Annotated in this window: 24 protein-coding genes; 11 read left to right on the top strand and 13 right to left on the bottom strand. The window is 63.9% G+C overall.

Annotation, left to right across the window (positions count from 1 at the left end):
• Positions 1 to 13 precede the first annotated feature (13 nt).
• From KBI52_RS16440 to KBI52_RS16430, 3 genes are all read right to left on the bottom strand, one after another.
• Positions 14 to 976 (bottom strand): ABC transporter permease, encoded by a 963-nt coding sequence (locus KBI52_RS16440; protein WP_210808747.1) that lies wholly within the window; start codon positions 974 to 976, stop codon positions 14 to 16.
• A gap of 104 nt (positions 977 to 1,080) precedes the next feature.
• Positions 1,081 to 2,013: a siderophore ABC transporter substrate-binding protein gene (locus KBI52_RS16435; protein WP_210808775.1), complete on the bottom strand. Its 933-nt coding sequence runs from the start codon at positions 2,011 to 2,013 to the stop codon at positions 1,081 to 1,083.
• A gap of 107 nt (positions 2,014 to 2,120) precedes the next feature.
• The gene (locus KBI52_RS16430) at positions 2,121 to 4,244 is read right to left on the bottom strand and encodes a TonB-dependent receptor domain-containing protein (RefSeq protein ID WP_210808745.1); all 2,124 of its coding nucleotides are present in this window, start codon (positions 4,242 to 4,244) and stop codon (positions 2,121 to 2,123) included.
• A 346-nt stretch (positions 4,245 to 4,590) separates the two neighbouring features.
• Here KBI52_RS16430 and KBI52_RS16425 point away from each other — a divergent pair, with 346 nt between their 5' ends.
• From KBI52_RS16425 to KBI52_RS16415, 3 genes are all read left to right on the top strand, one after another.
• Positions 4,591 to 6,033, top strand: coding sequence for a glycosyl transferase family protein (locus KBI52_RS16425; protein WP_262265655.1), 1,443 nt, complete (start codon positions 4,591 to 4,593; stop codon positions 6,031 to 6,033).
• 131 nt (positions 6,034 to 6,164) lie between these two features.
• On the top strand, positions 6,165 to 6,674 hold the full coding sequence (locus KBI52_RS16420; protein ID WP_210808740.1) for a CopG family transcriptional regulator: 510 nt from the start codon (positions 6,165 to 6,167) through the stop codon (positions 6,672 to 6,674).
• A 252-nt stretch (positions 6,675 to 6,926) separates the two neighbouring features.
• Positions 6,927 to 7,082, top strand: coding sequence for a hypothetical protein (locus KBI52_RS16415; RefSeq protein ID WP_173946548.1), 156 nt, complete (start codon positions 6,927 to 6,929; stop codon positions 7,080 to 7,082).
• 327 nt (positions 7,083 to 7,409) lie between these two features.
• On the opposite strand, the gene KBI52_RS16410 is transcribed toward KBI52_RS16415, so the two are convergent.
• Positions 7,410 to 7,559 (bottom strand): hypothetical protein, encoded by a 150-nt coding sequence (locus KBI52_RS16410; protein ID WP_173946549.1) that lies wholly within the window; start codon positions 7,557 to 7,559, stop codon positions 7,410 to 7,412.
• Positions 7,560 to 7,795: 236 nt separating this feature from the next.
• Between KBI52_RS16410 and KBI52_RS16405 the strand changes: the two genes are divergently transcribed.
• Entirely contained in the window at positions 7,796 to 7,975 is a 180-nt protein-coding gene (locus tag KBI52_RS16405; protein ID WP_173946550.1) for a hypothetical protein, read from the top strand.
• A gap of 492 nt (positions 7,976 to 8,467) precedes the next feature.
• Complete coding sequence (locus KBI52_RS16400) at positions 8,468 to 8,641, top strand: hypothetical protein (protein WP_173946551.1); 174 nt, start codon at positions 8,468 to 8,470, stop codon at positions 8,639 to 8,641.
• A gap of 234 nt (positions 8,642 to 8,875) precedes the next feature.
• On the opposite strand, the gene KBI52_RS16395 is transcribed toward KBI52_RS16400, so the two are convergent.
• On the bottom strand, positions 8,876 to 9,172 hold the full coding sequence (locus tag KBI52_RS16395; RefSeq protein WP_247654440.1) for a hypothetical protein: 297 nt from the start codon (positions 9,170 to 9,172) through the stop codon (positions 8,876 to 8,878).
• Positions 9,173 to 9,228: 56 nt separating this feature from the next.
• On the opposite strand from KBI52_RS16395, the gene KBI52_RS16390 reads away from it, so the two are divergent.
• The 3 genes from KBI52_RS16390 (at position 9,229) to KBI52_RS16385 (ending at position 10,698) form a co-directional block, all read left to right on the top strand.
• Entirely contained in the window at positions 9,229 to 9,381 is a 153-nt protein-coding gene (locus KBI52_RS16390; protein ID WP_173946552.1) for a hypothetical protein, read from the top strand.
• 81 nt (positions 9,382 to 9,462) lie between these two features.
• Positions 9,463 to 9,597, top strand: coding sequence for a hypothetical protein (locus tag KBI52_RS33470; RefSeq protein ID WP_256439494.1), 135 nt, complete (start codon positions 9,463 to 9,465; stop codon positions 9,595 to 9,597).
• Between the two features lie 519 nt (positions 9,598 to 10,116).
• Positions 10,117 to 10,698 carry a Crp/Fnr family transcriptional regulator gene (locus tag KBI52_RS16385; protein WP_247654439.1) on the top strand — a complete coding sequence of 194 codons (582 nt, stop codon included), beginning with the start codon at positions 10,117 to 10,119 and terminating at the stop codon, positions 10,696 to 10,698.
• A 91-nt stretch (positions 10,699 to 10,789) separates the two neighbouring features.
• Here KBI52_RS16385 and KBI52_RS16380 read toward each other — a convergent pair whose 3' ends face one another.
• The 4 genes from KBI52_RS16380 to KBI52_RS16365 form a co-directional block, all read right to left on the bottom strand.
• On the bottom strand, positions 10,790 to 11,386 hold the full coding sequence (locus KBI52_RS16380; RefSeq protein ID WP_210808736.1) for a transglutaminase-like cysteine peptidase: 597 nt from the start codon (positions 11,384 to 11,386) through the stop codon (positions 10,790 to 10,792).
• 235 nt (positions 11,387 to 11,621) lie between these two features.
• Complete coding sequence (locus KBI52_RS16375; protein ID WP_247654438.1) at positions 11,622 to 12,716, bottom strand: patatin-like phospholipase family protein; 1,095 nt, start codon at positions 12,714 to 12,716, stop codon at positions 11,622 to 11,624.
• A 118-nt stretch (positions 12,717 to 12,834) separates the two neighbouring features.
• Positions 12,835 to 14,154: an HlyD family type I secretion periplasmic adaptor subunit gene (locus KBI52_RS16370; RefSeq protein WP_210808734.1), complete on the bottom strand. Its 1,320-nt coding sequence runs from the start codon at positions 14,152 to 14,154 to the stop codon at positions 12,835 to 12,837.
• A 150-nt stretch (positions 14,155 to 14,304) separates the two neighbouring features.
• Positions 14,305 to 16,227 (bottom strand): type I secretion system permease/ATPase, encoded by a 1,923-nt coding sequence (locus KBI52_RS16365; protein WP_210808732.1) that lies wholly within the window; start codon positions 16,225 to 16,227, stop codon positions 14,305 to 14,307.
• Positions 16,228 to 16,477: 250 nt separating this feature from the next.
• On the opposite strand from KBI52_RS16365, the gene KBI52_RS16360 reads away from it, so the two are divergent.
• On the top strand, positions 16,478 to 17,203 hold the full coding sequence (locus KBI52_RS16360; RefSeq protein WP_173946557.1) for a Crp/Fnr family transcriptional regulator: 726 nt from the start codon (positions 16,478 to 16,480) through the stop codon (positions 17,201 to 17,203).
• A gap of 6 nt (positions 17,204 to 17,209) precedes the next feature.
• On the opposite strand, the gene KBI52_RS16355 is transcribed toward KBI52_RS16360, so the two are convergent.
• The 3 genes from KBI52_RS16355 to KBI52_RS16345 form a co-directional block, all read right to left on the bottom strand.
• On the bottom strand, positions 17,210 to 18,217 hold the full coding sequence (locus KBI52_RS16355; protein ID WP_210808730.1) for an adenylate/guanylate cyclase domain-containing protein: 1,008 nt from the start codon (positions 18,215 to 18,217) through the stop codon (positions 17,210 to 17,212).
• Between the two features lie 25 nt (positions 18,218 to 18,242).
• Positions 18,243 to 19,664: a serine/threonine-protein kinase gene (locus tag KBI52_RS16350; protein WP_173946559.1), complete on the bottom strand. Its 1,422-nt coding sequence runs from the start codon at positions 19,662 to 19,664 to the stop codon at positions 18,243 to 18,245.
• Positions 19,665 to 19,726: 62 nt separating this feature from the next.
• Entirely contained in the window at positions 19,727 to 20,497 is a 771-nt protein-coding gene (locus KBI52_RS16345) for a DUF3365 domain-containing protein (RefSeq protein ID WP_247654437.1), read from the bottom strand.
• 183 nt (positions 20,498 to 20,680) lie between these two features.
• Between KBI52_RS16345 and KBI52_RS16340 the strand changes: the two genes are divergently transcribed.
• Positions 20,681 to 22,030: a peptidoglycan-binding protein gene (locus KBI52_RS16340; protein WP_210808728.1), complete on the top strand. Its 1,350-nt coding sequence runs from the start codon at positions 20,681 to 20,683 to the stop codon at positions 22,028 to 22,030.
• A gap of 143 nt (positions 22,031 to 22,173) precedes the next feature.
• Here the strand turns inward: KBI52_RS16340 and KBI52_RS16335 are convergent, their stop codons facing one another.
• Positions 22,174 to 22,629, bottom strand: coding sequence for a hypothetical protein (locus KBI52_RS16335; protein ID WP_210808726.1), 456 nt, complete (start codon positions 22,627 to 22,629; stop codon positions 22,174 to 22,176).
• 129 nt (positions 22,630 to 22,758) lie between these two features.
• Between KBI52_RS16335 and corA the strand changes: the two genes are divergently transcribed.
• The gene (gene corA, locus KBI52_RS16330) at positions 22,759 to 23,772 is read left to right on the top strand and encodes a magnesium/cobalt transporter CorA (protein WP_173946563.1); all 1,014 of its coding nucleotides are present in this window, start codon (positions 22,759 to 22,761) and stop codon (positions 23,770 to 23,772) included.
• The last annotated feature ends 77 nt before the right edge of the window (positions 23,773 to 23,849 follow it).

Here is a 23,849-nt window from a genome sequence, read left to right as displayed (position 1 = left end):
TCGCCGGTCTGTCCTAGGCAAGGCGCGTGCGCCCCTTGAGCAGGAGGACCAGGAAGAGGGCGCCGCCGACAATCCCCATGATCGTCCCGATGGGAACCTCATAGGGGTAGTACACCACCCGGCCTGCCACGTCGCAGACGAGCACGAGGCCGGCCCCCATCACGGCCACCCAGGGCAGGGCGCGACGCATGTTGTCGCCGACCAGCATGCTCGCGACGTTCGGAACGATCAGGCCGAGGAACGGCATCATGCCGACCGTGACGACGATGGTCGCCGTCACCATGGACACGATGACGAGGCCGAAGGACACGATGCTGCGGTAGTGGAGCCCGAGATTGGTAGCGAAGTCCCGCCCCATCCCGGCCAGGGTGAGCCGGTCGGCCGCCAGATACGCCAGGAGGGTCAGGGCGAACGTCACCCACAGCAGCTCGTATCGGCCGCGCAGAACCCCGGAGAAGTCGCCGGTCGTCCAGGCGTTCAGGGACTGCATGAGGTCGAACCGATAGGCGAAGAACGTGGTGACCGCGCTGATGATGCCGCCCAGCATGATGCCGACCAGCGGCACGGTCAGGACGGAGCGCAGCGGGACGAGCCGCAGGATCCGGAGGAACAGGGCCGTTCCGGCTAGGGCGAAGCCCGTCGCCACGAGCATTTTCCCGAAGACCGGCATGTCGGGGGCGAACAGCGTGACGACGAGGAGGCCGAGGCTCGCCGACTCGACCGTGCCGGCCGTGGACGGCTCGACGAAGCGGTTCTGGGTCAGCATCTGCATGAGCAAGCCGGCGACCGCCATCGCCATCCCGGCCAGCACGAGGGCGACCGTCCTGGGGATGCGCGACACCACGAGGATCTGGGCGGAGCGGTCTCCGTCCTGCGGTGACAGGAGCGCGGACAGTGACAGGTCGCCGGCTCCGATCAGCAGGCTGATCAGGGTCAGGACCACGACGACGGCCAGGGCAAGGAGGAGGGATCTCACGGTTGCTCAGAGAACTTCGGGCGGGCCATCCGGCCCGGGGTTTCACACGCGAAAGCGGACCGCCAGGGGGCGATCCGCGCTCGATCGACATCCGGGGCAGCGGGTTACTTCTTCGCGACCGCCTTGGCAATCTGGTCGGCGCTGGCCTGCAGGGCCGTGATGCCGCCGCCCGTCAGGTACCAGTTGACGGGATCCAGAAATACGACCTGACCCTTCTTCCAGGCCGTGGTCTGGGCCACGAGTTCGTTCTCCAGGACCTTCTTGGCCGCACCGCCATCGCGCCCGACCACGACGTCGCGGTCGATCACGAAGAGCCAGTCGGGATTGGTCTTGAGAATGAATTCAGCCGTCACGGCTTGGCCGTGGTTGGTGGTGGCCAGCCCCTCGACGGCAGGCACCACGCCGAACTCGCCATGAAGGATGCCGAAGCGCGAACCCGGCCCGTAGGCGCTCATCTTGCCCCCCGTCGTCAGCACGAGCAGACCCTTGCCGGCCTTGGCCGTCTCCTGACGCAGGTCGGCCATGGATGTCTCGAGCTTCGCGAGCCGGGCGTCGGCTTCGGCCTGCCTGTCGAAGATCCTGCCGAGAAGCTGAACGTTGCGCTTCACGCTGCCCATGACGTCCTTGGGATCGACGGTCAGGTCGACGGTGGGGGCGATCTTGGCCAGATCCGCGTATCTGGCGCTGGAACGGCCGCCCACGATGATCAGGTCCGGCTCGGCCGCATTGACGGCTTCGTAATCCGGCTCGAACAGGGTGCCGACCTTCTGGTACTTGTCGGAGCCGTACTTCGCCAGATATTCGGGGAACCGGGCGGTCGGCACGCCCGCCACCTCGACGCCCAGGGCGTTCAGCGTATCGAGGGACGCCAAGTCGAAGGCGAGAACCTTCTTCGGCTTCGCCGGAACGCTCGTCGCGCCCTTGCTGTGCTGGATCGTCAGGTCCTGCGCATGAGCGCCGACCGTCAGGAACCCGAGGGCGAGGGTTCCGGCAATGAGGGCCGCCATGCGGCGAGGGAAGCGGGCTGAGACAGTCATCATGACTCCAATTCTCCTGTTATCGATCATCCTGCCCGCTCGGGGGCTCAGTCGTCCTCGTGGTTGTGGCCACTCCCGCATCGGGGTGTTCATTCGCCATTCCTTGATCAGAAGGTTGCGGACATGCCCAGCCAGAGGCGGCGTCCTTCCACCACCGTGTTGTAGTCGGTGGGTTCGATCTCCTTGTCGAAGATGTTGTAGATGGCAGCGTTCAGGGCGAGCTTTTCCGTGAAGTTGTAGGTGATGCCGGCATCCATCGTGGCGTAGGCATCGTATTTCCGTCCCGCGACGCCGTTGATGAGAACCGGTGTGCCGTTGGTCCCGATGCGGGCACCGCCGACGATCTCGGAGCCGTGGTAGTTCACCGCCGTCCAGGCCGACAGACCCACCACGGGCGTGATCCAGTCGATGCGGGCATTGGCCATGTTCCTGGGCGTGCGGGTGAGGGGGAAGCCCGCGAAGTCTCCGGTCTGCTGCTCGGAATCCGTGAACGTGTAGCTGCCGCGGATCGAGATCGTGTCCGTGGCCCTCCAGCTGGCCGCCAACTCGACACCCTGGATGATCGCATCGTCAATGTTGTAGTTGTACCAAAGGCGGTAGTTCGGATCCTCGGACCACCGCACCGGATTGCCGGCGTCGTCGAGCACCAGCGCGTTGCTGATCTTGTCCCTGAAATCCGTGTAGAAATAGGTCGCGCTCGCGGTGAAGCCGTCGAGGCTGTCCCAGAGGGCCGCAACCTCGTAGCTGGTGCTCGTCTCCGCCTGCAGGTTGGGATCCGCCAGGATCACCCCGCAGGTCCCGTCGGGACCGTAGGTGCAGCCTGCGCCGCCCGTCGTGTAGGCGTAGCCTGGTGCGATCTGGCGGATCTCGGGCGCGCGAAAACCGGTCGACACGCCGCCCTTCAGGGTCAGGTTCTCGGTGGCGTGCCAGACCGCGTAGCTGCGGGGGCTGAAATGGGCGCCGTAGATCTCGTGATGATCCATGCGCAACCCGTTCGTGAACGACAGCGTCTCGGTCAGACGCCACTCGTCCTCGGCGAAGAGAGCCCACTGGTTGATGGAGAACGTCTCGTCGATTCCCGTTCGGCGACCAGGATTCTGGTCGCTTAGAGAGGCGTTCGTGAACTGCCCGCCGGTCACCAGCGTGTGGGTCCCCAGAAGGTCGAACGGCGTCGTGAACTTGCCGTCGACGATCGTGTTCCGGATCTCGGGCGAACGGGGATTCTTGGCGAATGCAGAGGTGCGTGGATTCTCCGTGTAATTCCTGCGCTCCGCCCATTCCTGCAGGATCGAGAAGGTCGAAGTCGTGCGACCCCAGCGTCCCTCGTGGGTCAGCGACCAGTACTTGCGGTCGTTGTCGTTGTAGGTGTCGTTGGCGGATGTCTCGAGCGTGCCCCACTTGGACGCGTTGCGGCGGATGCGCGTGAACCCGCTTTCGAGCATGATGTCGTGGTTCTCGTTCGGTGTGAACGTCAGCCGTCCACCCGCATTCCCTTCACGCGCTCCCGTGATGCCGCTCAGGATCTCGTCCTCGGCACGGCCGAAGCCGCGGCCCCAGAGCTGAAGACCCAGCATGCGATGGATGAGCGGCCCGCTCGTGTAGAACGACCCTTGAGCCGAGTTGCCGAAATATTCGTGCTGCTGGAGCGTGGCGTCCGCCTTGACCGAGGTCGTCCAGCTGTCGGACACCTTGCGGGTGATGATGTTGATGACGCCGCCCATGGCGTCCGAGCCGTAGAGGGAGGACATCGGGCCGCGCACCACCTCGATCCGGTCGATCGCCGTGACCGGCGGGATGAAGCTCTGCTCGAAGCCCGAATTTCCGTTGGTGCGGGCGTCGCGCGTGCTCTGCCGCTTTCCATCGACCAGGATAAGCGTGTAGGTTCCCGGAAGGCCGCGGATGAAGATGTCCTTCTCGTTGGCGACACCGGTCACCGTCACGCCCTGGACTTCCCGCAGGGCGTCCGCCAGGTCGCGGAACGAGCCCTTCTCGAGCTCCTCGCGGGTGATGACGGAAATGCTCGCCGGAGCATCCTTCACGGTCTGCTCGAAGCCGGATGCCGTCACGACGACCTGATCCAGATTGATCACATCGTCGTTACCGGACGTCACAGCGCTGTCGGTCGCCTGCGCGAAGGCCACGTCCGGCATGAGGAGAAGCGCGGCTGACAGGCTGGTGCAGGCGAAGAGCGCAGCGAGCATCCGGCGCACGGGGCGTCTCGCGTCCTTCATGCGATGCGCGGCGAGATCAGGTTTTGGAGAGCTGAATGCGCAGACTGTAGAGCTCGCGAGTTCCGTCGCTGAATCACGGCTGGCCGAAGCGTCGTTGCCTCTCATCTGTCCTCATGCCTCTCACGTCGCAGAATGGTGAGGCAGCTACTAGGTTTTGCAGGAGAATGAGGTCAACGCCTATGTTTCAGACTCATTCTGAGTTCGGAAAAACGCAAATTATAACGGCTCTAAAGTAGTTGCGTGCAGCTTGAAAGATCTGTCGGAATGGGGAATAGCCATTCTGCCTCGAAAGACAGTCATATGATTGCCCGGCGTTGTGCGAATGGGATTTGACGACAGCATCATTGTGACCTCCACACCTGAAGAACCCTTTCTGAAACTCGGTCAGCTTCGTCTCCTCCTGGCGCTGGACGCCCTGCTTATGGAGGGCAGCGTCAGCAGGGCGGCTGAACGGATGGTGATGGGAACGCCGGCCATGAGCAGGCTGCTCGGGCAGATCCGCGAGATCTATGGCGATCCGATCTTCGTTCGCTCTGCGAGACGCCTGATCCCGACGCCGTTTGCGGAAAGCATGCGACAGCGCGTTCGTGCGCTGGCCGCGGAGGCCGAGGATCTTCTTCGACCGCAGGAGCGACCCCCGGATGGCTTGAACATCGACCCGGAGGCGTGGTCAGGCAAGCCGGTGATCGAAGCAGCCCCGCTGACGACCAGGCGGAGCATTCTGCTCGAAGGCGAACCGCTTCCCGAGTCCTTCGCACGCAAGCTCGCAGTGATCGGAGGGGCCGACGACGGACGGAAGCGGCTTGCAAAGCACATCGCAACGATCGGAGCCGGACTCGGGCACAGCCGACCCCTGACGATGGACGAGGCGAAAGATGCGTTCTCGGTCATTCTCGACGGCGAGGCGGACCCTGTACAGGTGGGGGCGCTGCTGACCGTCATGCACTTCAGAGGTGAGACTGCCGCCGAACTTGCCGGTTTCGCTCAGGCTGCGCGCACTCACATTGGGGTCGCAGGATCGGGGTCATCGTCCGTGGAACTGGACTGGCCGGCCTACATCTCGCCGAAGTCCAGGAGAGTGCCCTGGTTTCTCCAGGCCGCATTGCTGCTTGCGCAGTCGGGGCGTCGCATCCTGCTTCACGGCAGCGATGGAGGCGGCGGCATCCGGGGCAGCCTTGTGTCGGCGGCACAGAGCATCGGCATCCCTATTTGCTCGAATCCGGCGGCTGCCTGCGTCGCCGCTGCCGAGCACGGGGTCGCCTACATCCCGGTCGCGGCCCTGTCCTCGCAGATCCACCGGCTGCTTTCCCTCTACGGCGTGCTGGAGACGCGCTCGCCGATCAACTCCCTGATGCCGCTCCTCAACCCGTTCGGCGCACCCACGACCATGATGGGGGTCGTACGCCCCGCCTATCGTGAGCTGCATCGGGATGCGGGAATGCTCCTCGGATGCGGAACCATGACCGTTCTCGGATCGAGCCGCGACACGGCCGAGTCGACGCCCTTCCGCTCGAGCACGCTGCTTCGCCTTGTCGGAGGTCAAGCGGAGAACCTGTTCGTGCCCGCGCGGCCGGAGCCGCACGCCTACCCGCTGACGGGAATGACGAGCCAGGAATACTGGCGCGCCGTCTGGGCCGGAACGGCGCGCGACGAGCGCGCCACCGAGATCATCGTCGCCACGGCGGCGACCGCTCTTCTGACGCTGACGAGAGGCGCTCCGGGCCAGTTCGAGAAGTTCCGCGCGCAGGCAAGGGAACTCTGGGAGAACCGCAGGAGGCATATTCCCTGAGCGGCGCAGCGTTCTGCCTGCACCTGCACGGCTTCCAGCAGGAGTCACGGACCCGTGCCGTTCGGCCGAGCGGTCTACCGCTTGCGTGCTCGGGGCGCTAAAATGCCGCGAGCTCTTCCAGGGAGGGTATGATGACCGTCCGTCACGGGTTGATCGTCGCTTTGATGTCTCTCACAGGTCCAGGAAACGCCCTGATCGCGCCCGCCGGCGCAGCAGCCTTCACCTGCCCGGAGACCAGTCCCGACGGCGCGTCAGGGCCTTCACTCCCGCGTGCGGATCTTTATTCGGGAGCCGACGACATCACGGCGGGCAATCGGCTGGGCGAACTCATGGCCATCCTCCGCAGCAGCGGGCTGAAGCCTGCCCTGATCGTCGACCGACTGATCGGTGAGTATTGCCCGCTCGTCGCGGCCGACGCTGCCCTCTCGGATCGACAGAAGGCCAATCGGGTTCGGCGGTTCGCCCGTCTTGTGACGGGAATGGCCTACATGCCGGCCGATCCGGGCGAGGTCGATGTCCTCGTGCAGACGGCGTTGTCCCCGGGTCTGCTCGATCAGGTCGATGAAGCGGCAGGCCGTGCCGGGATGAGCCGAGACGCGTGGATCGATCGGGCGATCAGGAGCCAGCTCGCCAATCCGTAAGGATCCCCCTGCGACACCAAAAAAGTGCGCCTCGGTCGGGTGCCGAGGCGCTGAGATGAGGGAGGACTACGAGAATGAACTCATTCTAGCGATCCGAGCCTCGAAGGCTGTGAGCCCGTTCACACATGGCATCATGGATCTCTTCGCTGATCACCGGGCTTCCGTGCCGGGTGCCGCTGCGCGCTGTGTGACATTCGTCTCAGAGCGCGCAGCGCCTCCGGGTTAGTATGGATAACAAGTCAGGAGGTCGGCATGTGGGTCATCTCTCATATCGTGTTCGCGTATCTGCATTTCGTTCCCGGCGGAAACGGCGGCTGGACGCAGGGCAGCGACTACCCCCGGTTCTCGACCGAAGAGCGTCGGGACATCGCGATCCCGTTCGAAGGTTACTGGAGGCGGGTGAGCTGATCATCCCGCCCCATTCTCCATGAGTAGCCATGCCCGTCGCTGGTTGGGAGAGGTTCAGCCGACAGCCTCGATCCGGTCAGGAGCGCGAAGGAGCATCAGCCTCGGCTTGCTGAACTTCACCCAGAAAAGGGTGCCCCGGACATCCGTGGTGCACCGGATGCAAGGAAGATTTCCGTGAAATTCGTTGGAATGCGTCCCGCGCGATCCGTCGTTCTGGCGGACGCCAATCGTCTCGCGGTCGTTCAGTTATTCGATCGGGAGCAATGATCCCGGTCGAAGAGCCTGATGGTTCAGACCCCGCTCATATCTGCTGGGAACAATGGTTCCTCAAACGATCCGCCTCGGCAGAATGCCGGCTTTGACATCGGCCGCCGTCACGACTTTGCGGAACACGGCTTCCCGGAGATAGATCGAGTCGAAGACCGACTTGCAGTCTCTTTTCCGGATGGACACGAACGGTTTCCGATTGCGCTTCATGATTGGCTCCCAGTTCAGGATGGACCATTGGTATCCCGAAACGCCCTGCAGGACTGTGTCCGCCGTCACAATCCCGAGACTGGAGCCCGTTTTCTCCCTTAGGGCGGATAAGGCTCAGGGTTCAGGCAACCGCGCTCCTGCCTCCTCATCGAGCCTCTGTGATGCGGGTTACAGATGTGCACCGCCTTTCACGACACCATGTCGACAACCGAACCCTTACAGGCAGGAGTGAGCGCATGGACAGGTGCACACGATACTGGGCCCGCTACATGGACGCGATGGCACTGTCTCGTCAGGCGAGGGACCCGGCGGAGCGCCGGGCTCTGATCCGACAGGCTTACATCTGGCTCCAGCGATATTTCGAGGCCGAGGAGCGCGAGCTTGCCCGGCGATACATCGTGGCGGCGCAGCGATAACGCCGCTCGACTGATCACGAGGCCGCGTTATCGCCCACAAGGTCGGCATGGTCCGCGGGCGGAAGGACCGCTCCGCCCGAATTCCGCAATGGGATCGTCGATGGACTGCCTCCTGCAGGCGCGAAGAGACGCCTCTGGGCGGCAGGCTGATCTCGACACCGCACAAAGAGAAGCGCCCCGAATTTGGAACAGGGCGCCGAGTTGACAGGGAGGAAGGCTTTCAAGGTAACCGATCCCGCTCGGGCAGACTGTGCGCTGCATCACATCAGGGTCTGTGTGATGTCCGTCACGGAAGACCGGCAGGGATTGGGCGATGATGATCTCAACTGAAGGAGTTCATCATGACCATCACCATTCTTGATCCCCGATCCGGCCAGCAGGTGACCATTTCGCTTCCCGACAAGCCGGCGGGTTGCGTGAAAAGGCAGTGACGCATGTACTGGGCGGATCCTTCCGAAGGATGGTTCGCTCGATTCCTGCCGGATAAGACCGATGAACCTTAAACAACATTATCAGGACAAGGCCGCGAAGGCCGAGCGCCTCGCGGAGGATCCGTACCAGAAGGCGCAGTCTCGCGTCGAGTTTCGCTCGTTGGCACGCAGATGGCGTCACCTGGCGGAGATGTCGGACTGGCGCGCCCGCCGGTCGCGCTATCCCGAGCGCTGAGGTCATCAGGGGCATATGACCTTCAGCTGTATGATCCCCGTCCGGCTTGGCCGTCCGATCATTGCCGGAGAGGTCGCGTCAGCACGGGATTCCGTGCTGATCGCGGCTCCGCGCGGCACGGGTGTCTGCGGAGAGCCGCGGGACGGAGGCTTGTCTGCCGCCGGCCGCCCGCGCAGGCGCAGGAGGCTCGTGGCATCGAGAGGGAGTGCGCTTGCCTCGCCTGTCGCGGATCCCTCAGTGAAGGGTCGGCATGACGTCTGAGAAAGGGATGAGCAGCATCTCGTCGTCGTCCTCGTCGCTGACATAGACGTGCCAGTCGGCGAAGTCGCGTGCGCCATAGGCTTTCTCGACGAGGGCTCGCGCCAGGGTGAGGGCTCGGTCGCGAGCCTCGATCAGGTCGAGAACCTCCGCTCCGTGACGGTCGATCAGGATTTCGCCTGGGCCTGCGCAGTGGAAGTACAGATAGAACATTTGAGCCTCCATCTCGATGTTTCCACTCTCCCACAGGAAGGATCCGTCTTCTGTGCTCATGATCACGGTTCCCGGAAAGGGCCGGTGGCATGGTCGGCCTCACATGGAGTTCGAACATGTCCCGTCGCATCCTCTGTCTACTCGCCCTCCTGTTCGTGGCCGACGCCATCGCGGTGAATGGCCGCGCTCCGCGGCCCGTCGTTCTGTCTGGCAAAGAGATGCTCGATGTGACCCGGTTCACCCGTCTGCAGGTTTCCCCCGCGGCCTGAGCCGCCCCCCTCTGTGTGACCACCGTCACAGAACACCATGCTCATCTCGGACACCGTAGGAGCACATGAAAGGAGATTGCCATGGTTCTCATCGTTCTCGATCGATGGACCGATCAGCCGGTGATCGTTTCCGTCCCGGTCCGCCCCGCCGTCCGGAAGGACGAACCCGCGGTCGTCATCCGTCCCCGTCAGTTCGCCGGCAGGAGCCCGTCATGAAACCCTCCAAACTCTCGGCCATGCGGCGGGCGCGCCGCCGGATTCTCCAGGAGCTCGCAGGAGGCAAGCCTTAACCGACGCGCAACAAAGCGTAGTCCGTCAAGCTCTAAGGCAAGCTCTCGGGGCGTTCAGCCGGCTCAAGCACGGAAACTTGGCCAGAACAACTGAGCCGGCCGGCGGTTCATCCGTATGGCTTCAAAATTACATAACATACCACGCCAGCCGAGACGGGAGGTTCGCGTCTAATGTCCAGCTGAATTCCTCCGACGTTCCTGCGGTTGAGAATCTCCCTGTCTCTTGTTGAGACTATTCCTCTTTCATCTATAGTTGCCTGGTTTCCGTCTTGGATTGCGATCTCTGTTGGTGAACTCATACAGGGGAGGCGTGAAGGTGCGTCTCGATGGAGAACAGATCCGGAAGGATTTGCCGTTTTTTTCGGCTCTCTCCGTGAGTTCGTTCTTTTCCGCGCTAGGCCCGGACGAAATTGCCCAGATTGCGGCCTTATGCACGTCCCGAAAGATGCACGACGGCGAAACCTTGTTTCTCAAGGGAGATCCGGGCGATGCCCTCTATGGCGTCCGTCGCGGGCAGATCACCATCACGACGACGACGGATGCCGGACGACAATTCACGCTCAATATTCTCGGGCCGGGCGATATCTTCGGCGAGCTCGCCCTGTTGGACGGACACCCGAGGAGTGCCGATGCGGTTGCGTCCGGCAGTGTCGAGCTGTTCATGATCCGGCGAAGCGACTTCCAGGATCTGCTGAAGAGGCGACCGGAAATCACCACGCGGATCATCGAACTGCTATGTGAGCGCGTACGGTTCTCGAGCGAACGTCTGGAAGAGGCTTCTCTCCTGTCTCTCCGATCCCGATTGGCGCGGCGCCTGCTGAAGCTCGCGGAAGATTTCGGCGATGAGATCGACATCACGCAGGAGGAACTCAGCGTGCTTGTCGGAGCGGGTCGGGAGACGGTCAATCGGCAGTTGCAGAAATGGCGGAAGAGCGGCGCTGTCGAGCTCGGACGAGCCCGCGTGAAGATCATCGACATCCGGCGCCTTCAGCAGGAAGCCGTCGAGCGTGACCGGGATTCCCAATGACGTGCGGTTTAACTTGGCCGCAACAGCCTGAATGCACGGATCCCGGCTGCCCTGGGACAGGCGCCCCCGGGCAGACCCGAGGAGGCAAGGGCTACCTGTCGGAAGACGAGGTCAGCGACGTACCGGCCTGTTCGAGCGTGAGGAAGACCCAGCCTGCGGTCTCGGCGCTTTCACGCTTGATGTAGCGATAGTGGGTGCTGAACCAGGCCAGCACATCATCCGTCTTGTTGTCCAGGATGAAGTCGCCCCGATCCGTGCGGACGGTCAGAACCGCGTGACCCTCGCCGTTCTCGTCGATCACCACGGTCATGCGCATGGCTCGGCGCGGAAGACCGGCCTCGACCAGCATCCTGCGCTTCAGGAGCTGGTAGTCCTCGCAGTCGCCCAGACCGTCGCTCGGGTAGCTCCACAGATCGACGACGCCCCAATGGTTCTGGTCGGTCACCGGGATCAGGGAACGGTTCACCGAGAGGTTCACCGAAGAGAGGAGAGTCGCGATCTCCACGGTCAGCGGCAGGAACTCCGGTTCCTTCAGATCGACGGCGCATTCCTCCGGATGGCGGCTGCAGAATGCAACCCAGCCGGGCAGGGGCGGAGCTGCCTCATCCCGGAAGAGGTGAGGACCGGCATGGCCGGAACTTATCGCCGACAGCAGCAAGGCCAGAACGATCCAAATCCGTCTTCCCATGTCGATCTCCTCAGGAGATGCCGGTGATCAGACCGGGGAGGACCATTCCTCTTGGCCCGAACTGCTCATGGGATCAGACTGACCTGTTCCGCTTGGTCCTTCTGTGCACGTGATCACAAATTTCGGCTGGGTCGGACGATAGGGGGCATGTCCGATTGTGGGTCGCCCGGTGAGGACCAGCAGGATGGTCTCGGGTGCGCGACGGCAACGGTCGATCTCGGCCTCGCCTCGTCGCTCAAAGGTATCGGTGGCCGATGTCGATGGAAGATTCGAACCCGACTTTTGCGAAACTGGTCCTCAGCCACGCGTCGGCCTTTTCGCGTCCGATCGCATGCAGATCGGTGAGGAAGCTCCAATCCGCGTTCAGCTTCGAGGCGGCGCCCAGGTGCTGCATGACGTCGTCGGCTTCGACGGCATGCAGGCGCACCTCCCTGATATCGGGCGCCAGAACCCGCCCTTCCTCCACGAGCCTGTTGAGGAAGTCGACCGCGCGAACTTCTCTCATGAGCGACGAGTTGAAGCTGATCTCGTTGATCCGGTTGAGGATCTCGGCGGCCGTCCTGGGGACGGTGGGCCGGCTGATCGGATTGATGTGAACCACCACGATGTCGGATGTCTCGCATCGATAGATCAGCGGGAAGAGGGCCGGATTTCCCATGTAGCCCCCATCCCAGTAATACTCGTCGTCAATCCTCACGGCCTGAAAGATGAAGGGCAGGCAGGTCGACGCAAGCACCACCTCGGCGCTCATCTCATGGTTCTCGAAAACCCGGATCTTCCCGGAGCGAACATTGGTGGCCGAGAGAAACAGTTTGACTTGAGGATCCGACCGCAGACGCTCGAAGTCGACCGTTCGTTCGAGCACGTGGAGAAGCGGATTATAGTTGAACGGGTTCAACTCGTAGGGCGAGACCACCTGCGTGAGCATGTGAAAGAGCAGAAAGACCGGCGAAGTTTCGAGGCTGTGACTTCCGGTGAGGCGATCAAATGCGGAGGGTTGAACGGGGCTGAGGAGGGCGGCTTGCGAGATCTGCCGCCAGAACTCCCCAAGCGCCTGGCGCGCTCCCTCGCGCCCGCCATTGATCAGCCCATGGGCACAGACCACGGCGTTGACCGCTCCTGCGCTCGTCGCGCTGATGCCCTCGATGCCGATGGCGTCCTCTTCCAGCAGACGGTCCAACACGCCCCATGCAAAGGCGCCATGGGCACCTCCCCCCTGAAGGGCGAGATTGACTGACTTGACCTCCTGCCGCGGCGCTGAGCGTCTCGTCCGGGAACTGCGGCTGTCTGCCCTGTTCATGGTCGCCTCGGCGTCGGGATCGTTCAGCATTCTGATCGAGAGGATCTTACATGACGTCGGTCCCGTCTGACGAGGGCATGGATCGGGTCGTGCTGCCCGGACGCTCGCACAGGATCCTGCACGGGCGTCCGACGACGGACTTCTCGGGTTACTCTTCACGGAAGGCGACGGCGAGCCGATCGGTGAGCGGCTGGGTCAGGTAGGTGATGATCCGCCGGGTCTCCCCGCGGATCAGCACCTCGGCCGGCAGGCCGGGCGTCAGTTCCTTCCCCTCCAGCTTGCTTCGCTCTCCTGGAGCAATCGCGATCTTCACGGTGAAATAGGCCTGTCCGGATTCGCCGCTGACGACCTGGTCCGGCGAGACATTGGTGACCATCCCCTCGAGTTCCAAAGGCGTTGGGAGCTTGAACGAGCTGATATGGATGGTCGCCGGCTGGTCGATATGAACCTGATCGACCTCCTCAGGGCGGATTTTCGCGTTCACGATCAGCGGCTCGGCGCTGGGGATGATCGACATCAGCTTCTGCCCGGGGGCGACGATCCCGCCGATCGTGTGCACCATGAGCTCGTGGACGAGCCCGGTCCTCGGAGCCCGGATATCGAGCCGCTGAAGCCGATCCCGGGCGGCCGCAAGCTGCTCTTCCGTTTCGGCCAGGCTGGCGGTGACGGTCTGAAGCTGTCGCAGTACTTCCGAGCGGGCATTCTGAGTGAGCTCGGCAATCTTGAACTGGATCTCGGTGAGCTGGGACCGGGCACCCGCTATCCGGGCCTCGATGTCGCCCATCTCGCCCTTCAGGCGGCTCACCTCGCGTTCCGTCTGACGCAGCACCGGGCGCCGGATCAGACCTTTGCTGTCCAGCATGCGCTGGTCGGCCAACTCGGCGGTCACCTGGGCGAGCTCCTCCTTGAGGGCCCGGGACCTCTCGTTGAACCCGTCGATCTGCCTCTCGACCTGATGCTTGCGCTCCTGCTGCTGCGAGAGCTGGCTCAGGCGCGTGAAGCGCCGCTCGTTCATCAGGCCTTCCTCTGCCGCAAGAGCCGCTCTCAAGGCTGTCTCGGCCTGTTTCGACGGGATCGAGAGCTCCGGCCGCGCGATCGTCGTGCGGTCCAACTGCTCGGCCTCCAAACGTGCCTTCTGGGCGGTGAGATCGATCAGCTTGCGTTCGAGGATGCTCGCATCCGCCGTAACCTTCGCCGCATCGAGCCGGACAAGCACCTGTCCCTCCTGCACGAGCTCTCCTCCCTTGACGAGAATCGCCCCAATGACGCCGCCCTCAAGGTGCTGGACCGCCTGGGCGCTCGATTGGACTGCGAACGTGCCCGAGGTGACGACCGCGCTGTCGACCTTGGCGGCGACCGCCCAGCCGCCGATCCCGAAGAATACGATGAAGGAACTCAGGATGAACCAGCGCATCAGCCGGCGCATGGAGGAGGAATTAGCCGCAAGGTCGGTTTCGAACTCGGTCATGGTGCGCTCCATCGGGTGGGCTGCCGTCGTCGGCTGGGCAACAGGCAATTCCATTGTCAGGATTCTGCGTCGGTTTCGACGGACCGACGCTCGGTCCGGCATCACGTTGGCATGCGCGGCGCGCCCGTGCTGTGGCCCAGTTCACATCCGCTAGCTCGCGTGGCTGCTTGCCCGCTGGGTCCGGGTGGCGTCCAGACTGGTGACGGTCGCGGTGGCCGGGCCGGCGTCTCCGTTCGCCGGTTCTGCCGCCGCCGTGCCGAGACCATCCTGCGGACCCGATGCGGTGCTCGGGTCGGAACGGGTCGCGCCTGGCTGCGCTGTCGCGACGACAGAGGGAGCACCGACCGGTTGCGGACCCATCGCCTGAGCGGGCTTGTGCGGCTGCCCGATGCGCGGGAACAGAGCGGCCAGAACCTGCTCTTTCGGGCCGAACATCTCGGCGCGGCCGTTGCGGACTGACAGGATCTTGTTGGCGGCGAAGATGGCGCTCGGCCGGTGGGCCACGATGACGACGATCTTTCCGGCCTGTCGCATCTGTTGAATAGCGTCGTTCAGAGACTGCTCCCCGAGCGGGTCCAGATTGGAGTTGGGCTCGTCGAGCACGACGATGAAAGGATTGCCGAACAGGGCTCGGGCAAGCCCAATGCGCTGGCGCTGACCGCCTGACAGGATGGCGCCGCCTTCGCCGACCGGGGTGTCGTATCCCTTCGGGAACGCCAGGATCATATCGTGCACGCCAGCCATGCGAGCCGCATCCATCACCTGGTCGACGGTCGCGTCCTTCCGGAAACGCGCGATGTTCTCCGCGATCGTTCCATCGAACAGCTCGATGCTCTGCGGCAGGTGGCCGATGGCGTCCGCCAGCGCATCGGGCGAGTACTGAGCGATCAGGGCGTTGTCGAAGCGGACATCGCCCCGCGCGGTCGGCCAGGCGCCGACCAGGGCGCGAACGAGGGTGGACTTGCCGCATCCGCTGGGGCCGATGATCCCGAGAGCGTCGCCGGCTTCGATCTCGAATGAGACGCCCGACACGGTCGCGATGGTCCCGCCCGGGGGAACGATCGCGACATCCCGCACCGACAGGGTGTGGCGCGGCCGCGGCATGCCGTGCTGCTGCTTAGCCGCCTGGGGAAGCTTGGAGGTGAGCGCCCTCAGCCGGCGCAAAGCCTGCCACGCGGCCGAGGTGCTGCGCCAGTTGCCGATCACCTGATCGATGGGGGTGAGAGCCCGTGCGAGAATGACCGAGCACGCGATCATGGCGCCGGGAGACATCTTCGCCTCGATGACCAGGAAGGCTCCGAGCGCCAGCATCGCGGATTGCAGGACGAGCCGGACCGTCTTGGAGATTGCCCCGAACACACTGGCGTGGTCGGCGAGGTCGCGGGCGTGCGAGATCGAGTTCACGTAACCGCCGCCCCAGCGCTTGCACAGGTCGTCTCCCATGCTCATGGCGGCGGCTGCTTCCGAATTGCGCCTTGCATCCAGCAGGAGGGTCATGGTGGCCGCGTGCACCTGGTTCGCCGACTTGACCGTTCCTTTGGTGACGAGTTCGTTGACCATGCTGAGAATGACGAGAAACAGAGCGCCGGCTCCCGCGGCGAGGAACAGGATCGGACTGACCAGAAACAGGATCGCGAAATAGATCGGCATCCAGGGCAGATCGAGAAGCGCGACCGGTCCGGGACCCATGAGGTAGTTGCGGATGGAGGCTAGATCCTGGAGCGGATCGTGATTGCGGGCATGGGGTCCGAAATGGAGCGGCAGCTTCAGCGTCGCCTCGAACAGAGTGGGAGCCAGCCGGTGGTCGAACGTGATGCCGACGCGGGCCATGAGCTTGCCGCGCAACGCCTCCAGGAGGCCATAGAAGGCATAGAGCAGCAGAGCGAGCAGGGAGAGGGCTGCCAGCGTCGGGATGCTTTTGCTTGCCAGGACCTTGTTGTAGACCAGCATCATGAAGATGGGGCCGGTCAGCATCAGGACGTTTCCGAGACAGCTGATGACACTGATCCCGATCAGCGGCTTTTTGAGCGTGCGAAGAGCCGTCCGGAGTTGGACTTCGGCGCTGGTCTTCATTCCATTTCTCATCGCGAGCATCCCTGTTGCGACCCTCCGCACGCAATGAGACGGGCAACGGGGAGGGCGTCTGTGGGATGATCATGGGCCGGCTTCGCGCCGAGCACTGTGACGAGGATCACAAACGCCCATTTCGGCGGACAGCCCTGGCGGGATTGTCCGAACATCGCGGCCGGCGGTGCGCCTTTGCCCCTGGCCCGTCGAACGCTATGCTGGCAGGCCTCGTGCTCCACACCGTGGGAATTCGGTCATGCCAGACGTGCAACCGCCCAAACCGGCGACCGGCGCCGACAAGCTGGTCCATCTCGAAGCACTCGACATCTTCAAGGCTATCGACCCGTCGACGGTCGACCAGATCGCCCGCAGGGCTCAGAGTCGGACATTGGACAAGGGCGAGTTGCTGTTCAATGTCGGTGACACCTCCGACGCGCTCTACGTAATCGCCGAGGGCCGTATCCGGATCTGGACGGTCTCGGCTGCCGGCGCCGAAGTCACGCTCAATGTGCTGACCAATGGTGCCGTGTTCGGCGAGATCGGCATGCTCGACGGCGGCGTGCGGACCGCCGGCGCCTCTGCGATGCTGCGGACGAGACTGACGAGCATCGCCCGGCGAACCTTCTATGAGGCGCTGGACCGGGATCCGCAGCTGGTGCGCAACGTCATCGACCTGTTGTGCAGCCGGCTCAGATGGACCAGTGCCCGGATGGAGGATGCCACCCTGCGTCAGGCGCCGCAGCGCCTCGCCCGCATTCTCGGGCATCTCGCCCGGGATCACGGGAGGGCGACGGCTGGAGGTATCGAGGTCGTTCTCAAGCTGACCCAGAGCGAGATGGCTCAATGGACGGCCATGTCGCGGGAGGGATTGAACAAGCTTCTGAACCGATGGTCCGAGGAGCGCCTGCTGAGCCAGGATCGAGGCGGGCTGATCGTCCATGATCTCGAGCGGATCGACGAGATCGCGGAATTCGGCGAGTAGGAGGTGTCAGTGGCGCCGCCGCGCCACGATCTGCTGGGCGCGGGCGATGAACTGCAGACGCTCGTCTCGTGCGGGAATCTCGCGGGCAAGATCCTCGACGAGCTTGGCCGGATCCGCCAGCTCTGCCGCGTGCCGCTTCACGAGCAGGCCCGCGACGGGACCGAGATACACTGTGAGGGCATGAGCCAGCTCAGCGAGGCAGCCCTGAACGGCCCCCGGATCCATGGAAGTCTGACGAGCCGGCGGGACCTCCGGCTCCAGGGCGACGGGAGGCGCGGGATCGGGGGCCGCACGGCCGTGCGGGACGACGAGAGGGGCGGCCTTCGGAAGCGTGAGGGCCGGCGGCTCCAGGCAGGCGGCCGGGGGCAAGGGTGCCGGCACTGTCTCTTCGATGCGCGCCGAAGCCACTGACAGGACCGTCCGATCGAGCGGCTCGATCAGGCTCAGGGTCGCGTTCATATCACTCGATGATGGCGGCATCCCGACGCTGAACGTCGTGATCCGTCGCGGGCTGTGCTTGAGGTCGAACACTCCGCGCTCGCCGAAGGTCGCCGAGATGCGGGGGGCTACGGCTTCCATGACGGCTGCCGATACGAGAATGCCGCCTGGATCCGCCAAGCTTTCCAGACGGGCCGCAATCACGAGGGTCTCGCCGAAGGGCAGATCGTCCTGGAACAGGACATCCCCGAGATGGATGCCGATCCGCATGCGGACTGCATCGAGCTTCGTCATCGCGGCGAGACGCGCCTGGGTGTCGAGCGCGCAACGGACGGCATCGACCGCACTCTCGAAGAGCGCGAAGAGCCCGTCTCCCGGCATCCCGAAGAGCCAACCGCCGTGAGCCGCAAGCTCCTCCCGGGCAATGCGCCTCGTCGCCCACAGGGCGTCAAGGGTATTGGTCTCGTCGACGGACACCAGGCCGCCGAAGTTGGCCATGTCGGCCGCGAAGACCGCTCGTAGACGTCGAACTCGTTTGCCTGCAGGCTGCGGTGCATCAGGGGCCGGATCGTCCATCACGCTTTCATCGAGTGCCTACATGTCACTGTTTCGTCTCGCCAATTTTACCACGGATCTCAAGAAACCGCGCCCGGTCCCGCTCGTTGGGAATGAAATCTGAAAGGCGGCGATAGAAATCGTCTCGGCCGACCGCCTTCTCTGCCTGGCGGGCGACAAGCGTCGGCGCAACCGGGCCGATGAGCGGCAGGAGCGCTTCCGATACAGCCCGGATCTCGGTCAGCGATATGACGGCTTCCATTTGGGCAATCTTGAAACCCTTGTCGTCACGCAGCACCTGCTGGGCCGCCTTTCGGAAGGTCGACGCTTCGGCCTCGGTCTTGATCTTCTCGACGAGCAGATCGAGGAACGTATCGACGTCCATGGTCTCGTGCGAGGCCTGCCTTACCAGAAGATGACCGATGGGGCCGAGCGAACTGGCCAGCGAGCGCCCGAGCGCGTCGAGCGTCGTGGGGGTGAGGACCTCCGCCATGGTCTGGTTGAGCCGCTCCTTGGCCGGCGCGGCCTGCTCCTTTCCCGGCAGGTGGGAGAGCTCGGTCAGGTCGAGGGGAGGGAGGTCGGCACTGGGGCGCATCTCGATGGATGCATTGAGCGATACGATGAACTCGTCCGCCGTTTGGAAGCGATCCTCGGGGTTGCGGGCCAATGCGCGCTGAACGACCACGTCGATCTCCGGCCAAAGCTCGGGCCGATAGGTTCTTACCTCCGGTGGCGGATCGTTCATCAGCTTGCGCATCAGCTCAGGCAGATCCGCGGCGATGAAGGGCTTTGTGCCCGTCAGCATCTGGAACAGGATGACTCCGGCGGAGAAGAGATCGGCGCGAATATCCGCTGGGCGCCCGAGAAACCGCTCGGGCGCCATGTAGTTCGGCGTCCCGATGGGGATGCCGCCAGGCTTGGTGAGATCCAGGGCATCCACATGGGCCACGCCGAAATCGGACACTTTGATCGAGGCTGCCGAAGGGCAGAGAATATTGGCCGGTTTCACGTCCCGGTGAATGACGCCCTTCGAATGAGCGTAGCCGAGAGCGAACAGCAGCTGCGCCATGATCTCGCCGACCTGTCGGATCGGCAGCAGCGTCCCCCGGCGGATCACGTTCTCCAGCGTGCCAGCATTGACATATTCCATGATGATGTAGGGCGCGCCATCCTGCTCGACGAAATCGAAGACCGTGACGATGTTGGGATGCAGGCACCGCGCGGCGGAGCGCGCCTCGGTGGCGAACCGACGGAGCAGTTCGTCGTTCTCGTTCAGGTTCTCGAGAATCTCGGGACGAAGCGTCTTGATCGCGAGCGGGCGGTCGATCTGTTCGTCATAGCCCTTGTAGACAACACCGATGGCCCCACGGCCGATGACGTGGTCGAGGCGATACTTGCCGACTCGGGCGGGCATGCCGCTTGTGCCGCCTTGGCTGCTGCCCGTCCTCAGATCCTTATCTGCGGTCATCGGATGCAATTCCATGACGAGCGGTAATCTGGTTCTGTTGGGCCACGGATCAATCGTACTGCTCACTTTTCAAGCATCTTCAATGCGCTATCCAGGCTTCTGCGCATCCGGTTGAAGGATCGCGACAGGGATGCGATCTCGTCTGAACCCGGATATTCGAACTCGGCAACGGACGCGTCGCCCATACTCACGGCCTCGGCCGTCTTGGCCATGCGGGTCACCGGGCTGATCACGTAGCGGTTCAGCAGGACATTGAGCAGAACCAGCAGGACCAGGAAGATGACGCTCGATGTTCCGACGAAGAGAAGCAGGTTCCGCCAGATCGCTCCTTCGGCGATGTCCATGGGCACGGAGATGATCTGCGCTCCGATCGTCTCGTTGAGCTTCCAGCCGAATCCATTCTTGCTGCCGTAAAGGGCGACCATCGAGGTCGGAGCCCGATCGGGAGTCGAATGGCAGGTCAGACACGACTCGTCCTTGATCACCAAAGGATAGGTCGCCGTGTAATGCGAGCGATTGTTGATCGTCTGATAGCTGATATCCTTGGTGAGCTCGGGGTTGGCCCGGAGCTTCTCGATGACCTCTCGCTCCCAGTCCCGTGCAAGATCAGCCGGATTGGTCGGGTTGAGCGCAGCTTCCTTGTAGAAGAACTGAGGATAGAATCCCCGGAAGTTGCGGAATGCCGTCTGGGCCGAGAACGACGGGATCGTCTGCGGCAGGAACTGGACGCTCGAGTGCTCCGCGAGCAAGGGCTGGATCTCTTCCGACGTATAGCGGCGGACGGACAGCGCTTGGGCTCGCAGAACGTCGATCTGCGACTGGAGCTGATCCATGGCTTCCTGTCGGGAAATTTGATAGAATGGATAAATCGACAGGCTGAGCCCAAGCAGATAGCAAACGGCGAGAATGATATTGAATTTCAGCCGTAGTCCCACGGGAGATCTCCAACGGCTCGTGAGGTTAGTTTGCGTTACAACTACCGGATTTCATGATAGTGCAAGTCTTGGAGACGTGCCATGCATTTCGGTCTTGTGGGTGGATTTGCGGGCCGATCCCCTGTGCGCCAAAGCACATCGGGAGACCTTGATCGGGCGCACCCGATACTCTTTCTGGGGATCGCTGTCCTTGCGTTTTCCTTGCTGCTCGCGAGTGTCGTTACTGCTCATGCCTCCGGAAGGGTCGCTCTGGTCCTGACGGCGGAGGAATATCAGAAGCTTCCCAAGTCCAGCATCGGGACGAAGCGCGGTGCCGAAATCGCCGAGGCGCTGAAGGCCCGGGGCTTCGATGTCATCGTCAGTCCCAATCCGACCAACGCGACCGCCCGAGCCGGCCTGCGGGACTTCGCCGCCAAGGCAGAGGGTGCCGATCTGGCTCTGGTCGTTCTGATCGGTCACGGCATCGCCTGGGGCGGGCAGACCTTTTTCCTGGCGACCAACACTGAGATCGGCCGGGCGGCCGACCTGTTGTCCCGCGCGCTCTCGACCACAAACATGGCGCAGATCGCGGCACGGGCGCAGACGGGCGGCGTGTTCTTCTTCATGACGTCCCCGACCTTCGAGAATGCCATCGAAGGGCTGGATGCGCGGCCTCAATTCACCAGCGAGATTCCGAAGAACGCCGTCACGGCCTTCTCCAGCTCGGCACGCATCCCGGTATCCCGCATCGACGGGGCCGGCGAGCAGGCCGCCGACGCCCTGGCCAAGCTGCTCCAACAACCGAGTCCATCGTTCAGCGAAGCCGTCAAGGTCGCGTCGAACGGCAGCCTCGGGGCCGTGTTCGGGCAGGTGCAGGAAGTCAATCTCGCAAGGCCCGCTCCCGCTCCTGCTCCCGCGCCTGTATCGCAAACAGTCGCGTCGACATCGCCGCAGGCCGTGCCCATGGTCCAGAAGTCGGAGGACATCGAAGGACGGCTCGAAGCGGAGCGTCGGGCGCGGGAACAGGCGGAAACGCGTGCCCGTGACGAGCAGTTGAGGGCCGAACGGGCTCAGGCCGAGGTGATGAAGGCGCAAGCCGACGCCAAGAAGGCTCAGGCCGATGTGGAGCGGGCGCAGGCCGACGCCGAGAAGGCCAAGCAGGAGGCGAGGCGCGTCGAGGCCGAGGCGCAGATCGCGGCCGCCCAGGCCGAAGGATTGCGGCATGCATCCGTCGGGCCTTCCATCGAGGATTCGCAGCTCGGTCAGAAGCAGCGCCGCCTGATCCAGCAGCGGCTCCGCGATCTGGGTCTCTACACGGGTCCCGTCGACGCCATCATGGGGCCGCTGACCCGCGAGGCGATCATGGGCTACCAGAAAAGCCGCAACGCCTCCGTGACGGGCTATCTCACCCCCGAGCAGTACGACGCCCTCCTGCCGAAAGAGATGCAATAGGCAACGCCTCGCGGCTGGCGCGGCGCGTTCATCCGAGCTGCTGGTCTCGTGCGGGCGCTGCCCGTTCCTTGTGCGTCCGGACGCGGTCGGCCGCGCTCCAGGGGCGTTTCGCCAGCGTCGAGGCAACATGATCGCGGATCCGGCTATTCCCGTCCTGGGCGCTCCGTCCGGCGGGACTGGACGCGGATGCGGCCATGGATGACCTCGACCACCCGGTCGGTCTCCGCCGCGGCCGGGATCACGTCCGGCGATGGGGCGATGTCGCCCGCCGGTCCTGCGGCTTCCCAGCCCTCGGTCCGCCACTCCGCCTGCTGCTCGTCGAGATCGAGAATGCCCTCCTGGTCCAGGATCTCGACGACCTTTCCGACCTCCGGGGCCTGGCACCGCACGATCACCACGGTGCCGCCGCGCACCACGCCCTCCGCGTAGGCGTGAGCGTCGGCGCGGGACACCCCGAGATCCTCCAGGAGAGGAGCGAGATTGTGAGGTGTGGTCCAGATGTCCAAGTCGTCGGCCGGAATGCCCGCCTGCTTCAGGCGGTTCACCGCGGTGGTCGCGTGATGTTCGCTGTGGAAGAGGGATGTGACGGTCTTGGTCATCGGTCGATCCCCTGCAAGGGGCCAATGTACCACGCCGCCCCTGGATCGGCCACCTGTCCCCAGGGAGGCCGCGGGAGCGGCTTGCCCCGGCGGCGACAACGGGCCAGGATGGTTGCGCGTTGGATCGACATGGCAAAGCCTCTCAAGCGTGTTTCCGTTCCGTCCCTGGGCATGCCCGGCGTGGTTGCGTCCGCCGTCTATGCGGGTGGCCGACGTCTCAGGGAGATCCCCATCGAAGAGGCCGGGGAGTGGTCCAAGAAGCCCGGGCACGTGGTCTGGATCGGCCTGCACGAGCCCAGCCTCGAGCTCCTGAGGAGGGTCCAGGGGGAGTTCCACCTGCACGAGCTCGCCATCGAGGACGCTCTGAAGGCTCATCAGCGGCCCAAGGTCGAACAATACCACGATGCTCTGTTCGTCGTCGCCCGGACGGCCCAGATGGTGGAGGGGCGCATCGCTTTCGGCGAGACGCACCTGTTCGTCGGACGCGGCTACGTGGTCTCCGTCCGCCATGGCGCCTCGACGACCTACACGCCGGTCCGGCAGCGCTGCGAGGCGGCCCCGAAGGCGCTCGCGGAGGGCGAGGACTTCATTCTCTATGCGATCCTGGACTTCATCGTCGACAACTACATGCCGGTCATCGAGATGATCCAGGCCGAGGTGGAGGAGATCGAGGACAGCATCCTGACCGCGAGCCAGCCGCAGGACCAGATCGTCCGGCTCTATCAGCTGCGGCGCGATCTGCTGCGCCTGCGCAACGCGGCCGTGCCGCTGGTGGAGGTCTGCCGCCGGCTCGAGCAGCCAGGACTGCCCGGAATCGATGGCGCGATGCAGCCGCTCTTCCGCGACGTGTCCGACCATATCCGGCGGGTCCAGGAGGAGATCGAGTCGCTGCGGGAGGTGCTGGCCTTCGCGTTCGAGTCGAGCCTGATGACGGGTCAGTCCCAGCAGAACGAGATCACCCGGAAGCTCGCCGCCTGGGCGGCCATTCTGGCGGTTCCCACGGCGGTCGCCGGTATCTACGGCATGAATTTCGACGTGCTGCCCGAACTGCATTGGAAATACGGCTATCCCTTCGTGCTGACGGTGATCGTGGTGGCCTGCGCCTGGCTCTACTGGCGCTTCCGGGAGAAGCGCTGGCTTTGATGAGGCCGTGAGGCCAGCACCTGTGGGCCCGCAGCTTGCGCTGCGAGCCTGCAGGATGATCGAGGGTGGCGCGAGTG

This window comes from Microvirga sp. HBU67558 (assembly GCF_018069605.1).
GTDB lineage: Bacteria > Pseudomonadota > Alphaproteobacteria > Rhizobiales > Beijerinckiaceae > Microvirga > Microvirga terrae.
The sequence above is the reverse complement of the archived record's forward strand: the minus strand, read 5'-3'. Positions and strand labels throughout refer to the sequence as shown.

Coding starts and splice junctions, on each gene's coding strand:
- KBI52_RS16435 (WP_210808775.1), bottom strand. CDS start 2,013: ATGACTGTCTCAGCCCGCTTCCCTCGCCGCATGGCGGCCCTCATTGCC.
- KBI52_RS16430 (WP_210808745.1), bottom strand. CDS start 4,244: ATGAAGGACGCGAGACGCCCCGTGCGCCGGATGCTCGCTGCGCTCTTC.
- KBI52_RS16420 (WP_210808740.1), top strand. CDS start 6,165: ATGACCGTCCGTCACGGGTTGATCGTCGCTTTGATGTCTCTCACAGGT.
- KBI52_RS16415 (WP_173946548.1), top strand. CDS start 6,927: ATGTGGGTCATCTCTCATATCGTGTTCGCGTATCTGCATTTCGTTCCC.
- KBI52_RS16410 (WP_173946549.1), bottom strand. CDS start 7,559: ATGAAGCGCAATCGGAAACCGTTCGTGTCCATCCGGAAAAGAGACTGC.
- KBI52_RS16405 (WP_173946550.1), top strand. CDS start 7,796: ATGGACAGGTGCACACGATACTGGGCCCGCTACATGGACGCGATGGCA.
- KBI52_RS16400 (WP_173946551.1), top strand. CDS start 8,468: ATGAACCTTAAACAACATTATCAGGACAAGGCCGCGAAGGCCGAGCGC.
- KBI52_RS16395 (WP_247654440.1), bottom strand. CDS start 9,172: ATGAGCACAGAAGACGGATCCTTCCTGTGGGAGAGTGGAAACATCGAG.
- KBI52_RS16390 (WP_173946552.1), top strand. CDS start 9,229: ATGTCCCGTCGCATCCTCTGTCTACTCGCCCTCCTGTTCGTGGCCGAC.
- KBI52_RS33470 (WP_256439494.1), top strand. CDS start 9,463: ATGGTTCTCATCGTTCTCGATCGATGGACCGATCAGCCGGTGATCGTT.
- KBI52_RS16385 (WP_247654439.1), top strand. CDS start 10,117: ATGCACGACGGCGAAACCTTGTTTCTCAAGGGAGATCCGGGCGATGCC.
- KBI52_RS16380 (WP_210808736.1), bottom strand. CDS start 11,386: ATGGGAAGACGGATTTGGATCGTTCTGGCCTTGCTGCTGTCGGCGATA.
- KBI52_RS16375 (WP_247654438.1), bottom strand. CDS start 12,716: ATGCTGAACGATCCCGACGCCGAGGCGACCATGAACAGGGCAGACAGC.
- KBI52_RS16370 (WP_210808734.1), bottom strand. CDS start 14,154: ATGACCGAGTTCGAAACCGACCTTGCGGCTAATTCCTCCTCCATGCGC.
- KBI52_RS16365 (WP_210808732.1), bottom strand. CDS start 16,227: ATGAAGACCAGCGCCGAAGTCCAACTCCGGACGGCTCTTCGCACGCTC.
- KBI52_RS16360 (WP_173946557.1), top strand. CDS start 16,478: ATGCCAGACGTGCAACCGCCCAAACCGGCGACCGGCGCCGACAAGCTG.
- KBI52_RS16355 (WP_210808730.1), bottom strand. CDS start 18,217: ATGGACGATCCGGCCCCTGATGCACCGCAGCCTGCAGGCAAACGAGTT.
- KBI52_RS16350 (WP_173946559.1), bottom strand. CDS start 19,664: ATGACCGCAGATAAGGATCTGAGGACGGGCAGCAGCCAAGGCGGCACA.
- KBI52_RS16345 (WP_247654437.1), bottom strand. CDS start 20,497: ATGGATCAGCTCCAGTCGCAGATCGACGTTCTGCGAGCCCAAGCGCTG.
- KBI52_RS16340 (WP_210808728.1), top strand. CDS start 20,681: ATGCATTTCGGTCTTGTGGGTGGATTTGCGGGCCGATCCCCTGTGCGC.
- KBI52_RS16335 (WP_210808726.1), bottom strand. CDS start 22,629: ATGACCAAGACCGTCACATCCCTCTTCCACAGCGAACATCACGCGACC.
- corA (WP_173946563.1), top strand. CDS start 22,759: ATGGCAAAGCCTCTCAAGCGTGTTTCCGTTCCGTCCCTGGGCATGCCC.